Consider the following 13,280-nt stretch of genomic DNA (forward strand, 5'->3'; position numbering starts at 1 on the left):
CCGTACCTTGCCGCTAAAGTGAAGCAAGCCATACCCATAACGATACGCAGAAACACGAGGTCCTCTTTTAATGGCGAATTTTTTCATCGATCGCCCCATTTTTGCCTGGGTGTTAGCTATCCTGTTGTGCCTGACAGGAGCCCTGGCTATTTTTTCACTGCCCGTTGAGCAATATCCCGATCTGGCGCCGCCAAACGTACGGGTCACCGCCAACTATCCTGGCGCCTCGGCTCAGACTCTGGAAAACACCGTCACCCAGGTGATCGAGCAGAACATGACTGGTCTCGATAACCTGATGTACATGTCGTCGCAGAGCAGCGGGACAGGCCAGGCGTCAGTTACGCTGAGCTTTGTCGCCGGAACCGATCCTGATGAGGCCGTCCAGCAGGTGCAAAACCAGCTGCAATCGGCAATGCGTAAACTGCCGCAGGCGGTACAGGATCAGGGGGTCACGGTGCGTAAGACCGGGGACACCAATATTCTGACAATCGCCTTTGTCTCCACCGATGGCTCAATGGATAAGCAGGACATCGCCGACTATGTCGCCAGTAACATTCAGGATCCGCTCAGCCGTATTAACGGCGTGGGGGATATTGACGCTTACGGCTCACAGTACTCCATGCGTATCTGGCTTGACCCGGCCAAACTGAACAGTTTCCAGATGACCGCTAAAGATGTGACCGACGCTATCGAGTCACAGAATGCGCAGATTGCGGTCGGACAACTTGGCGGTACGCCTTCGGTGGACAAGCAGGCGCTGAACGCGACGATCAACGCCCAGTCGCTACTGCAGACTCCGGATGAATTCCGCGCCATTACTCTACGTGTCAACCAGGATGGATCAGAAGTTAAACTGGGTGATGTGGCGACGGTCGAAATGGGGGCCGAGAAGTACGACTACCTCAGCCGGTTTAACGGCAACCCGGCTTCCGGTCTGGGCGTGAAACTGGCTTCAGGCGCCAATGAAATGGCGACGGCGGAACTGGTGCTCAACCGCCTTGACGAACTGTCACAGTATTTTCCACATGGGCTGGAATATAAGGTGGCATATGAAACCACCTCCTTTGTCAAAGCCTCAATCATCGACGTGGTAAAAACCCTGCTGGAAGCGATCGCGCTGGTATTCCTCGTGATGTACCTGTTCCTGCAAAACTTCCGCGCCACGCTGATTCCCACCATCGCCGTTCCCGTCGTCCTGATGGGTACCTTCTCCGTGCTTTACGCCTTTGGCTATAGCGTTAACACCTTGACGATGTTTGCGATGGTGCTGGCGATCGGCCTGCTGGTCGATGACGCCATAGTGGTAGTGGAAAACGTCGAGCGTATTATGAGTGAGGAAGGGCTCACACCGCGGGAAGCGACGCGGAAATCGATGGGGCAAATCCAGGGCGCGTTGGTTGGTATTGCCATGGTGCTGTCGGCGGTATTTATCCCGATGGCCTTCTTCGGCGGCACTACCGGGGCTATTTACCGCCAGTTCTCGATTACTATCGTCTCCGCAATGGTGCTGTCTGTTCTGGTGGCGATGATCCTCACTCCTGCTCTGTGCGCCACCCTGCTCAAACCGCTGCATAAGGGCGAGCATCACGGACAAACCGGTTTCTTCGGCTGGTTTAACCGAATGTTTAATCGCAACGCCGAGCGCTACGAAAAAGGCGTTGCCAGGATCCTGCACCGCAGCCTGCGCTGGATACTGATCTACGGCCTGCTGCTCGGCGGAATGGTTTTCCTGTTCCTGCGCCTGCCAACCTCCTTCCTGCCGCTGGAAGACCGCGGCATGTTTACCACCTCGGTACAGCTGCCCAGCGGCTCCACACAGCAACAAACATTGAAAGTGGTTGAGGAAGTAGAGAAGTATTACTTCACCCATGAGAAAGACAACATTATGTCGGTCTTTTCCACGGTCGGTTCAGGCCCTGGCGGGAACGGTCAAAACGTGGCGCGTATGTTTGTCCGTTTAAAAGACTGGGATGAGCGCGACACCACTACCGGAACCTCTTTCGCCATCATTGAACGTGCGACCAAAGCCTTTAATAAGATTAAAGAAGCCCGCGTCTTCGCCAGTAGCCCTCCGGCTATCAGTGGCCTCGGAAGCTCTGCCGGTTTCGATATGGAGCTGCAGGATCACGCTGGAGCGGGACATGACGCGTTAATGGCCGCGCGCGACAAGCTGATTGAGCTGGCCGGGAAGGATTCTTCCCTGACCCGCGTTCGTCATAACGGTCTGGACGACAGCCCGCAGTTGCAAATTGATATCGATCAGCGCAAAGCCCAGGCACTGGGCGTTTCCATCGACGACATCAACGATACATTGCAAACGGCCTGGGGTTCCAGCTACGTCAATGACTTTATGGACCGCGGTCGCGTGAAGAAGGTTTACGTGCAGGCGGCAGCAAAATATCGCATGCTCCCTGACGACATCAATTTGTGGTACGTCCGTAATAACAACGGTGGCATGGTGCCTTTCTCGGCCTTTGCCACGTCGCGCTGGGAAACCGGTTCACCGCGTCTGGAACGCTACAACGGCTACTCCGCGGTCGAGATTGTCGGAGAAGCCGCGCCCGGCGTCAGTACCGGTACAGCGATGGACATAATGGAATCGCTGGTGCGCCAGTTGCCGACCGGATTCGGTCTCGAATGGACTGCGATGTCTTATCAGGAACGGCTGTCGGGTTCTCAGGCCCCCGCCCTGTACGCCATTTCTCTGCTGGTGGTATTCCTGTGTCTGGCGGCCCTGTATGAAAGCTGGTCAGTTCCCTTCTCCGTCATGCTGGTTGTGCCGCTGGGGGTCATTGGTGCTCTGCTGGCGACCTGGATGCGCGGTCTGGAAAACGACGTGTACTTCCAGGTCGGGTTACTTACCGTTATCGGGCTATCGGCGAAGAACGCAATATTGATTGTTGAATTCGCCAATGAGATGAACGAGAAAGGACACGATCTGCTCGATGCCACGCTCCACGCCTGTCGCCAGCGCTTGCGTCCGATTCTGATGACCTCGCTGGCGTTTATCTTTGGGGTTCTGCCGATGACCATCAGCAGTGGCGCAGGTTCTGGCGGTCAACATGCGGTGGGAACAGGCGTAATGGGCGGGATGATTTCAGCCACTATCCTGGCGATTTACTTCGTGCCCCTGTTCTTTGTGCTGGTACGCAGACGCTTCCCGTTGAAACCGCGCCCGGAATAATCGGGCACAAAAAAGGCGACTTACGTTGAGTCGCCTTTTTTTATCCTTTACAGGATATGAATTTCTTCCAGAAAATTATTTACGAAGCATCACTTCGATAAAGTCTTTCCAGTTCCCCAGTTCACGTTCAATCATAACAACCTCTCTTATTATTATGAGCATTCTACAAAATCATCATCATCAAAAGAAGAACATTTAACCGATGGTTGTGATTACATCCTCCCGTGTTTGGGGTTTATGTGATCACTATGCGCCATACCCATAAATTTTATGTGACTTACTGCAATATTTTGAAATATTCATACATCATCTACTACTTTTGCAATTCTGATGGAAAAACAGGCTGATGCAAACAGGCAGATTCTGATTTTTAGTTATACGGTATTTTTGGAGCTTTCAGGAATCATTATTCACTGTTGTTCAACAATGTTATATTTTTCTATAACGATTGAATGACAATATGTATTATTCATTGCCACATAATAAAAGAATAAATATTCAAATTACGTCAATAAGGATTCAAATGATCACCCTCTACGGCATTAAGAATTGCGACACGATTAAAAAAGCCAGACGCTGGTTGGAAGCACAAGGTATTGACTATCGCTTTCATGATTATCGCGTCGACGGTCTTGACAATACGCTATTACAGTCCTTTATCAGCGAATTAGGTTGGGAAGCGCTGCTCAATACACGTGGAACCACCTGGCGTAAACTCGATGAATCCACGCGCAGTCAAATCACCGATGCGGCTTCCGCCGCCGCATTGATGATTGAAATGCCAGCAATTATCAAACGCCCATTGCTCTGCGCGCCGGGTAAGCCTATGCTGCTTGGTTTCAGTGAATCCAGTTATACTCTGTTTTTTAATGAGGTGTAGTCTATGTCGTGCCCGGTTATTGAGCTGACACAGCAGCTTATTCGCCGTCCTTCCCTGAGCCCGGATGATGCCGGGTGCCAGGCGTTAATGATTGAACGCCTGCGCGCGGTAGGTTTTACCGTTGAGCGTATGGATTTTGGTGACACACAGAATTTTTGGGCATGGCGCGGTAAAGGTGAGACCCTGGCATTTGCCGGTCACACCGACGTAGTGCCCGCCGGCGATGTCGATCGTTGGATCAATCCACCGTTCGAACCGACCATTCGCGATGGCATGCTGTTCGGGCGTGGCGCTGCCGATATGAAAGGCTCACTGGCAGCGATGGTCGTGGCCGCAGAGCGTTTTGTCGCCCAGCATCCAAACCATCAGGGTCGTCTGGCATTTTTGATAACGTCCGACGAAGAAGCCAGCGCCAAAAACGGCACCGTAAAGGTGGTTGAAGCACTGATGGCGCGTAATGAGCGACTGGATTATTGTCTGGTTGGCGAGCCGTCCAGCACGGAAATCGTTGGCGACGTAGTCAAGAATGGACGTCGTGGTTCACTGACCTGCAACCTGACCATTCATGGCGTGCAGGGGCACGTAGCCTATCCGCATCTGGCCGATAACCCGGTACACCGCGCGGCGCCAATGCTCAACGAACTGGTGGCGATTGAGTGGGACCAGGGTAACGAGTTTTTCCCGGCGACCAGCATGCAGATTGCCAATATTCAGGCAGGTACCGGCAGCAACAACGTTATCCCCGGAGAACTGTTTATCCAGTTCAACTTCCGTTTCAGCACTGAGCTGACCGATGAGATGATTAAAGCACGGGTTCACGCGCTGCTGGAGAAACATCAGTTGCGCTATACCGTCGACTGGTGGCTTTCCGGTCAGCCGTTCCTGACGGAACGCGGTAAACTGGTGGATGCAGTAGTGAACGCCATTGAGCACTATAATGAAATTAAACCGCAGTTACTGACTACAGGCGGGACGTCCGACGGGCGCTTTATTGCCCGCATGGGGGCACAGGTAGTCGAACTTGGGCCGGTCAACGCCACTATTCATAAAATAAATGAATGTGTTAATGCCGCCGACCTGCAGCTGCTTGCCCGTATGTATCAACGTATCATGGAGCAACTCGTCGCCTGATGAGTGTTCCTGCAAGAGGAAAAATACATGGACTGGCTAGCAAAATATTGGTGGATTCTGGTGTTGGTGTTTCTGGTAGGCGTGCTGCTTAACGTTATCAAAGATCTCAAGCGCGTCGATCCAAAGAAATATCTGGCCAACAAACCGGAGCTTCCCCCGCATCGTGACTTTAACGATAAATGGGATGACGACGACGATTGGCCGAACAAGGATCAACCGAAGAAATAATTTCCAGGCCGGATAAGTCACGTAGGCCCGGTAAGCGTTAGCACCACCGGGCGTTAAGTGCCGGATGGCAACGCTTCGCGTTTTATCCGGCCTACGGTTATCAATCAGATCATCTCAATCACATCATCATCGTGAGGCTTACCACCGCTCAGCGCTTCATCAAAATAGTGCTTCGGTACGGTAAAACGCAGATGATCGAGCGCAAACTGCATGCTGCGTTCATCAATGGCGTGCCCCAGGTTTTCGACGATATCCAGCGTCACATCCCCACCCGCAGCAATTAATGCCTCCTGCGCGGCAACGGCATGGGAGAGCTCTATCACCCGGTCTTCACCACCGTGAATCAAATGCACCGTCGTTGCGGTAGTTGCAACCTCCGGTAAGGTGGCATAGCGACCATTGAAGGCAATGACCCGCGACGCCAGCCCCGGCTCGGCTTTGATGCTCTCAAGCGACATAATCGAACCCTGAGAAAAACCAATCAGCGCGGTGGCCTGCGGTGAAACGCCGCTTTGTTTCTGCCAGTAGCGCACGGTTTCGATAAACACCGGCATAATCGCGTCAATACGCGCCTGGCGGTTCTCTTCCGTTACGCCCTGTACCGAAAACCACTGACGTCCGGAAGTCGTACCGTAAGGCTCTGCCCCGCCAATGCTGACGATTAACGCATCCGGAAACAGCGGCGCAAACCAGGAGCCAATTTCACCCATGGCAACCGGGTTATCGCCGACGCCATGAAACAGCAGCAGTAGCTGTTGAGCGGGTTTATCGGGACTTTGAACAACAAAATGGTCATGTTTCATGGCGATCTCCTTAACTGATGAGAATCATTCTACGCCGCTTAACCGCAATGACCATGCCAGGAAATTGAAGATGTTAGTGAAAAAATTGCCATTGCATAATGCGATTATGTAGCCGCTGTTCACGTTCAGCATCCAGCTGATTTAACGCTTGTGCCGCTTCGGCGCGCTGAACGACCAGCAGCGCTTTACGACCTGAGATCTTCAGCTGTTGGCACAATTCGGCGTCGCTGCGTTTAGCCTGTATACATCCGCGCAATGCCGGAAGAGGTAATTCACTGTGCTCAAGCAGACGACTCAGACAGCCTAGCGACGTCAATAATGGCCGATGCGCGAAGGCAAACCCAGCCAGCTCAGCCCAGTCATCCTCATTAAGCGTAGTCTCTTTCAGCGGGACCAGCGGAATGCTCTCACCGTTCCATCGCGCAAGGATTTCCGCGTCACGCCGCAAATGCTGGTGCTCCCGCTCGGCAAGGCGTTTCCCCGCTTCGCTGATGGGCAGCAACGCCATGGCGGTATAACAGCCGCTGCTGGCTTCCCGGTGATTCCCCATTCGCACCAGCACAAAACCGCAGCGCTGCCAGAAACGCCATAGTTCAGCCGTATACCCAAAACTGACCGAGAGATAGTCACACGATGTGGAATAGTGGTGGGCCAGCACAATCAGCTGTTGCCCAATACCTTCTCTTTGGCGCGCAGGATGAACCGCAATTCGACTGACTCGTCGCCCGACGAGCGTCGCCGCCAGGGGGTCACCGCCGTGCGCCGCCAGCGACTGCGCAACCAGATTACCTCTGGGTCGGCGATATCCGGCCCAGACGGCCTGGCTTAATTCTGCGGATAATCCACCCTCATCGACCAACCAGACGGCCCCCGCCACCGAGCCAGCAGCCGAAGCATGCAGAAAATGCTGCCCCGGCGCGTCCATCATGCGTCGCAGGTCCAGCGGTGAGGTACGGTAATGCGCCCCGGAAAGCAACTGATACACCGCTAATGGCAGCGCCGGGTTTGTATGCCAGGCGAGTTTCTCAAACGCCGAAAAGTGCAACTCCCCCGATGGGGCATGCGTAAACATTTCGTCATCAAACACCAGGGCATCGCTGACAATTTGCTCCAACGGACATCCCTGCGCCCAGCGCACGGGTTGTTGCAACTCATAGCGTCGAAGATGGGGGAAGCGGGCGCAGAATTTCAGCAAGAAGCCTCTACCCGTTCCCTCGTAGCCTTGTACTGTAGTGGTTAACAGCGTACGAGGAAAACGCGCCACCAGTTGGTGTAGCAGCGGCGCGGGGATCGCGGCGGCTTCATCCACAATCAGCCAGTCTGCGGTCTCAGAACTGCTTAATAGTGCATCCGGCGCCATAAAGCGGTAACGCTCTGCGGCAAATTGTGCCAGCACATCCGTTGCAGCTTTGGCAGGTGCGGTCACAATCGCTGTGCCGTTAATCCGCGCTATAAGTTGCCCTGCCAGAGCGGATTTGCCCCGACCCCGTGCGGCCGTCACCGCAACCACACCGGGAGACATAGCCAGCAAATGATTTAATATCATCGCCTGTTCTGGTTGGGGTTCGCCGGTTGCCGCGAGCCAGGCTGCGCGAGCAGGAAAGTGCGGACAGGAAACCGGCTGATGCTGCTGCCAGTGCAGAGCCTGTCTATCGAGGGAAATCACCCGTTTGACGTGCTCAACAAAGTGCGGTGTGGGAATGGGCTTAGCGCAATCGCTCCAGCGTAGTGAATCCACGTCCGGATGCGTGTGCCAGGAATGCCAGGGTGGGGTCAGCAAAACCAGCCAACTGCCGGCAAGCAGTGTACCGCTTAAGGCGGCAAACGCCGCAGCGTCAAATCCCTGCCCGGCGTCGAAAACTGCATGACGAAACTCGCGCCCCAGTAACGTTTGCAGCGCCTGTGGCGTACAGTTCGGTTCAGCAGGGGCATTCGCCCCTACCCACAACCAGTCGCCGGGTAATATGTCGCGTAGCGCTAACGCCTGCCCCTGACACCAGTTCTCCTCGCCGCTGATAATCAGCAAGCGACGGATCCCCTCACGAGCCATCTGTTCGGTTAACGCCCTCAGCGCAGTGTTATCGGACATCCCTGCCTCTGTATCTTAAATACCTTTACCAAAGGTATTACATTGTCCCGGATCGCCGCTATCAAAACCGCGTTTGAACCAGGTAAAACGCTGTTCAGAGGTTCCGTGAGTAAAGCTGTCCGGTACGACGCGTCCTTGTCCCTGCTGTTGCAGGCGATCGTCACCAATGGCCTGTGCGGCGTTTAGTGCCTCTTCCAGGTCACCAGACTCCAGCACGCCCTGCTGCTGCATGCTGTGGCCCCAGACACCGGCAAAGCAGTCCGCCTGCAGTTCCATACGAACGGAAAGACGGTTCACCTCAGCTTGTGAGGCGTTCTGCTGCATCTGGCGAACCTTCGGTTCAATACCCAGCAGTTTCTGCACGTGGTGACCCACTTCATGGGCGATAACATAGCCCTGCGCAAAATCACCATCCGCGCCCAGCTTGTTTTTCATGTCATCATAGAATGAAAGGTCGATATATACCGTACCATCTGCCGGACAATAAAACGGCCCCATCACGGACTGGCCCGCGCCGCAGCCGGTGCGCGTCGCACCCCGGTACATCACCAGCTTCGGCTGTTGGTAGGTGCGGCCCATTTTTTCAAACTGCTGTCCCCAGGTATCTTCTGTTGTAGCCAGAATCACCGAGGTAAATTTTGCCGCTTCATCATCGTTTGGGCTGATGGAGCGTGATGATTGTTGTTGGGTGACCGGCTGGCCGGTCATTAATCCGGTGAGATCCACGCCATAATAACCCGCCACCAGCACCACAATCAGCAGGATGATACCGCCTTTACCACTGGGCAGACGAAAACCAGGCCCCCCCATAGAGGGGCCGCCGCCAGAGCTGTTTCGTCTGTCTTCCACGTTGTCACTTTCACGACGCCCTTGCCAGCGCATAATCACCTCAACTTTTTATTCATTATGATGATGATCGTAGGCGGTTCGGAACAGGATTACCATAAGAAATAGTAATCAAATCAGGTGGGGTTAATGAGCCGGAGAGCGATCGCCGGCTCAGGGGAAGATTAGTCTAACTTCACACCCAGGCGATGCGCGACGGCTTCATAGGCTTCGATCAGGCCGCCCAGACTCTGGCGGAAGCGATCTTTGTCCATTTTATCCAGCGTTTCTTTGTCCCACAGGCGGCTACCGTCCGGTGAGAATTCATCACCCAGGACGACTTCACCTTTATACAAACCAAACTCAAGTTTGAAGTCGACCAGAATCAGACCAGCATCATCAAACATCTTTTTCAGCACGTCGTTAGCTTTGTAGGTCAGCTCTTTCATACGTGCCAGATTCTCTTTGCTCACCCAACCAAAAGTTTCGCAATAGGAATCGTTAATCATTGGATCGTGCATAGCATCGTTTTTCAGGAACAGATCAAACAGCGGCGGATTCAGTTCAATACCTTCCTCAACGCCTAAACGCTTAACCAAAGAGCCTGCTGCGCGGTTACGTACCACACATTCAACCGGTACCATATCCAGCTTTTTCACCAGACATTCGGTATCAGAAAGCAGTCGCTCCATCTGGGTAGGAATACCCGCTTCTTGCAGTTTAGTCATAATGAAATGGTTGAATTTGTTGTTCACCATACCTTTACGGTCAAACTGTTCAATGCGCGCGCCATCCCCTGCTGACGTATCATTGCGGAATTCGAGCACCAACAGGTCCGGGTTTTCCGTGCTGTATACGGTCTTCGCTTTACCACGATACAACTCAGCTTGCTTTTGCATCTTTATTACTCCTGGGTGTGAATTAACGATAAATATTGCGTTTTTCTGCCGACGCACACGTTTGCGTATCATATCAGAAAAAAAGGGCTGGAGTTATCCAGCCCTTTATTTTTACTTACTGAACGCTGCCTGGAAGACGGCGACCAGCGCGTCGTTCTGGCTTTGCGTCAGGGTATGCCCCTTCGGATCGATAAACTGCAAGCTACTGCGGTTGTCTAAATCACCGACCTGCAGTTTATAGTCGCCGGATACCAGACCTGGGTCACTTGCGCCCAGCTCCTGCCAGCTGCTATCAGACAGAGGTTTGTAGGTCACCGCGATGCTACCCTGAGAACGGGTGCTGTCGGTTACCTTCATCCCCACTTTCTCAAGCGCTGCTGGCAGACGCTGCCACACCACGTTGAACGGTCCGCGTACCACCAGCATTGGTAAACCGGTGTCATCGGCTGCGCTCTGAACATCCATGGTGGCTGCAGAGCGGTTCTGCGCGGCATTCGCGGCGTCGGTGGCGTTCTTATCCAGACCAGCAGAGATAACGTTCATCATCTCAGCGCTGTAACGCTGCATTGATGCCGCATCGGCTACGGGTTTACCCGCCTGCTCGAGGTTAACCAGTTTCACCGTTACCGCTTGCTGATAGCCCTGCGGTTTAACCGAGATTTGATAACGTCCACGGTACTGCTCGTCTTCATCCAGACGGTTCCAGTCAACCCAGTCGGTGGTCAGCGTCTGGCTGGCATCATCACGTTTGGTGATCGTGTAGTTTTTAGACTGAATGACGCTCACGACCTGCGGCCACAGCGTGTTGCCACGACCATTTTCCACCAGCAACGTTGAGGTATCGCCTGCGATTTGCGTGCGAGCGCCAGTGACTAACGCTAACGGCTGAGCCGGTGGACGAATATCCAGCGCTTTACCCACGGCACCACTGCCGTTGGTTACCGGGATATTATAGTCGCCCGACATAACCGGCAAAATCATCCCAGCTGGAGCATGAAGCTCAGCAAGCGGTGCGGCCTCCAGATAGGATTCATCACCGCTCACCTGGCGCTTATAGCGCGAGTCAGAGCTACAGGCCGCGAGCAACATAACAAGCGAAACACCCGCAACCTTGGCCAGGCGCGACTTTTGTACTGAGTAAGCCATCAAATCTCCCTAAACTTTACAGCAAACCGGCATGCTTAAGTGCCGCTTTGACGATTTCACGAGCATTGTCCGTGATTGGCGTCATCGGCAGACGTAGCGTATCGGTCGCCACAAGTCCCAACTCCTTACACGCCCATTTCACGGGAATAGGATTGGGTTCGACAAATAGTTTGTTGTGTAACGGCATCAGACGCTGGTTAATCACCCGCGCCTCGGCAAATTGCCCGGCTGCCGCCAGTTTGCACATTTCAGCCATATCACGTGCCGCAACGTTAGACGTTACAGAAATCACGCCATGACCACCGAGCTGCATAAAATCCAGTCCGGTCGCGTCATCACCGCTGAGCAGAATAAAGTCGTCCGAAACCAGCTCTTTGATCTGGTGAACGCGAGTTAAGTTCCCCGTGGCCTCTTTAATAGCGATAATATTTTTAACTTTCGCCAGACGACCAACGGTTTCCGGCAGCATATCGCAGCCAGTACGGGACGGCACATTATACAGAATTTGCGGCAGGTCAGTATGCTCAGCGATGGCTTTGAAATGCTGGAACAAACCTTCCTGGGTTGGGCGGTTGTAGTAAGGCGTCACCGTCAGGCAGCCAACAACACCGCTGTCGTTGAAACGCTGCGTCAGACTAATGGCTTCCGCGGTCGCATTGGCGCCGGTTCCGGCAATAACCGGAATACGCCCGTCAGCCAGCTCCAGCGTCATCATCACCACATCGCCATGTTCATCATGACTCAGGGTAGCGGACTCACCGGTGGTGCCAACAGAAACGATCGCCGAGGTGCCGCTGGCGACATGATAATCAATCAGTTTTTTCAGGCTCGACCGGCAGACTTTACCTTTCTCATCCATCGGCGTAACAAGCGCGACAATACTTCCCGTGAACATGGGCCATCCTCTGTGCAAACAAGTGTCTCAATGGTACGTTTGGTACGACAATAAAAGCAAGCGACCAGAGCCGTTCTGATTGTTGTATGCATGTTTTTTTTATGCTTTCCTTATGATTACCTCACCGCTCAAAGGAAGAACAGGTTTGACATCGTCATCGCAACACTATCTGGTCATTACTGCGCTGGGTGCCGACCGCCCAGGAATTGTGAACACCATCACACGTCATGTCAGCAGTTGCGGCTGTAATATCGAAGACAGCCGACTGGCCATGCTGGGTGATGAGTTCACGTTTATCATGTTGCTGTCGGGCACCTGGAATGCCATCACCCTGATTGAATCAACCCTGCCATTAAAAGGCGCAGAGCTGGATTTACTCATTGTGATGAAGCGCACGACCGCGCGCCCTCGTCCGGCGATGCCTGCTACGGTATGGGTGCAGGTCGATGTCCCTGATTCTCCCCATTTGATTGAACGCTTCACCGCACTGTTTGACAGCCACCAAATGAATATTGCGGAACTGGTTTCACGCACGCAACCGGCTGAGAATGGAAAGGCGGCGCAGTTGTTTATTCAAATTACCGCACATAGTCCTGCGTCACATGATTCGGCAAATATTGAAGATGCGTTTAAAGCACTCTGTACAGAACTCAATGCGCAAGGCAGTATTAACGTCGTCAATTACTCACAGCATGATGAACAGGATGGAGTTAAGTAATGAACCCACTGAAAGCCGGTGATATCGCACCGAAATTTAGCTTGCCGGATCAAGACGGAGAACAAGTAAATTTAACCGACTTCCAGGGACAGCGTGTTCTGGTTTATTTTTACCCGAAAGCCATGACACCCGGCTGTACCGTACAGGCCTGCGGCTTGCGCGATAACATGGATGAGTTAAAAAAAGCTGGTGTTGAAGTGCTGGGGATCAGCACCGACAAACCAGAGAAGCTTTCCCGATTCGCGGAGAAAGAAGTCCTGAATTTCACGCTCCTGTCCGATGAAGATCATCAGGTTTGCGAGCAGTTCGGCGTCTGGGGTGAGAAGTCATTTATGGGCAAAACCTACGATGGCATCCACCGCATCAGCTTCCTGATTGATGCCGAAGGCAAAATTGAGCACGTGTTCGATGACTTCAAAACCAGCAATCACCACGACGTGGTACTGAACTGGCTGAAAGAGAACGCCTGATTTACGTTTTGC

The 13,280-nt window shown here is 53.3% G+C and carries 13 protein-coding genes; 6 read left to right on the forward strand and 7 right to left on the reverse strand.

What is annotated here, in order from left to right:
• The first annotated feature begins 70 nt into the window (after nucleotides 1–70).
• A complete protein-coding gene (gene acrD / locus E6P06_RS20510; protein WP_003838507.1) occupies nucleotides 71–3,184 on the forward strand; it encodes a multidrug efflux RND transporter permease AcrD in 3,114 nt (1,037 codons plus the stop codon).
• Between the two features lie 75 nt (nucleotides 3,185–3,259).
• Here the strand turns inward: acrD and ypfM are convergent, their stop codons facing one another.
• Nucleotides 3,260–3,319, reverse strand: a complete 60-nt coding sequence (ypfM, locus tag E6P06_RS20515; protein ID WP_001386977.1) for a protein YpfM — start codon at nucleotides 3,317–3,319, stop codon at nucleotides 3,260–3,262.
• A 388-nt stretch (nucleotides 3,320–3,707) separates the two neighbouring features.
• Between ypfM and E6P06_RS20520 the strand changes: the two genes are divergently transcribed.
• Genes E6P06_RS20520 through E6P06_RS20530 form a run of 3 tightly spaced genes read left to right on the forward strand, consistent with a single transcriptional unit; the run spans nucleotide 3,708 to nucleotide 5,423 of the window.
• Nucleotides 3,708–4,064, forward strand: coding sequence for an ArsC family reductase (locus E6P06_RS20520; RefSeq protein WP_003835078.1), 357 nt, complete (start codon nucleotides 3,708–3,710; stop codon nucleotides 4,062–4,064).
• 3 nt (nucleotides 4,065–4,067) lie between these two features.
• Entirely contained in the window at nucleotides 4,068–5,195 is a 1,128-nt protein-coding gene (gene dapE, locus E6P06_RS20525; protein ID WP_003037976.1) for a succinyl-diaminopimelate desuccinylase, read from the forward strand.
• Nucleotides 5,196–5,222: 27 nt separating this feature from the next.
• Entirely contained in the window at nucleotides 5,223–5,423 is a 201-nt protein-coding gene (locus E6P06_RS20530) for a membrane protein (protein ID WP_003037974.1), read from the forward strand.
• Nucleotides 5,424–5,527: 104 nt separating this feature from the next.
• On the opposite strand, the gene ypfH is transcribed toward E6P06_RS20530, so the two are convergent.
• From ypfH to dapA, 6 genes are all read right to left on the reverse strand, one after another.
• Nucleotides 5,528–6,226 carry an esterase gene (ypfH, locus tag E6P06_RS20535; protein WP_003037972.1) on the reverse strand — a complete coding sequence of 233 codons (699 nt, stop codon included), beginning with the start codon at nucleotides 6,224–6,226 and terminating at the stop codon, nucleotides 5,528–5,530.
• A gap of 73 nt (nucleotides 6,227–6,299) precedes the next feature.
• Nucleotides 6,300–8,315 carry a tRNA(Met) cytidine acetyltransferase TmcA gene (locus tag E6P06_RS20540; RefSeq protein WP_139935646.1) on the reverse strand — a complete coding sequence of 672 codons (2,016 nt, stop codon included), beginning with the start codon at nucleotides 8,313–8,315 and terminating at the stop codon, nucleotides 6,300–6,302.
• A gap of 15 nt (nucleotides 8,316–8,330) precedes the next feature.
• On the reverse strand, nucleotides 8,331–9,197 hold the full coding sequence (locus tag E6P06_RS20545) for a neutral zinc metallopeptidase (protein ID WP_139935647.1): 867 nt from the start codon (nucleotides 9,195–9,197) through the stop codon (nucleotides 8,331–8,333).
• A 128-nt stretch (nucleotides 9,198–9,325) separates the two neighbouring features.
• Nucleotides 9,326–10,039 carry a phosphoribosylaminoimidazolesuccinocarboxamide synthase gene (gene purC / locus E6P06_RS20550; protein ID WP_003037964.1) on the reverse strand — a complete coding sequence of 238 codons (714 nt, stop codon included), beginning with the start codon at nucleotides 10,037–10,039 and terminating at the stop codon, nucleotides 9,326–9,328.
• A gap of 111 nt (nucleotides 10,040–10,150) precedes the next feature.
• On the reverse strand, nucleotides 10,151–11,185 hold the full coding sequence (gene bamC / locus E6P06_RS20555; RefSeq protein ID WP_032937846.1) for an outer membrane protein assembly factor BamC: 1,035 nt from the start codon (nucleotides 11,183–11,185) through the stop codon (nucleotides 10,151–10,153).
• A gap of 16 nt (nucleotides 11,186–11,201) precedes the next feature.
• On the reverse strand, nucleotides 11,202–12,080 hold the full coding sequence (gene dapA / locus E6P06_RS20560; RefSeq protein WP_139935648.1) for a 4-hydroxy-tetrahydrodipicolinate synthase: 879 nt from the start codon (nucleotides 12,078–12,080) through the stop codon (nucleotides 11,202–11,204).
• A gap of 145 nt (nucleotides 12,081–12,225) precedes the next feature.
• Here dapA and E6P06_RS20565 point away from each other — a divergent pair, with 145 nt between their 5' ends.
• Nucleotides 12,226–12,798 carry a glycine cleavage system transcriptional repressor gene (locus tag E6P06_RS20565; RefSeq protein ID WP_003037954.1) on the forward strand — a complete coding sequence of 191 codons (573 nt, stop codon included), beginning with the start codon at nucleotides 12,226–12,228 and terminating at the stop codon, nucleotides 12,796–12,798.
• A complete protein-coding gene (gene bcp, locus E6P06_RS20570) occupies nucleotides 12,798–13,268 on the forward strand; it encodes a thioredoxin-dependent thiol peroxidase (protein ID WP_003037951.1) in 471 nt (156 codons plus the stop codon). Before E6P06_RS20565 ends, bcp begins: the two co-directional genes overlap by 1 nt.
• The last annotated feature ends 12 nt before the right edge of the window (nucleotides 13,269–13,280 follow it).

The organism is Citrobacter sp. CF971 (genome assembly GCF_006385635.1).
GTDB lineage: Bacteria > Pseudomonadota > Gammaproteobacteria > Enterobacterales > Enterobacteriaceae > Citrobacter > Citrobacter freundii.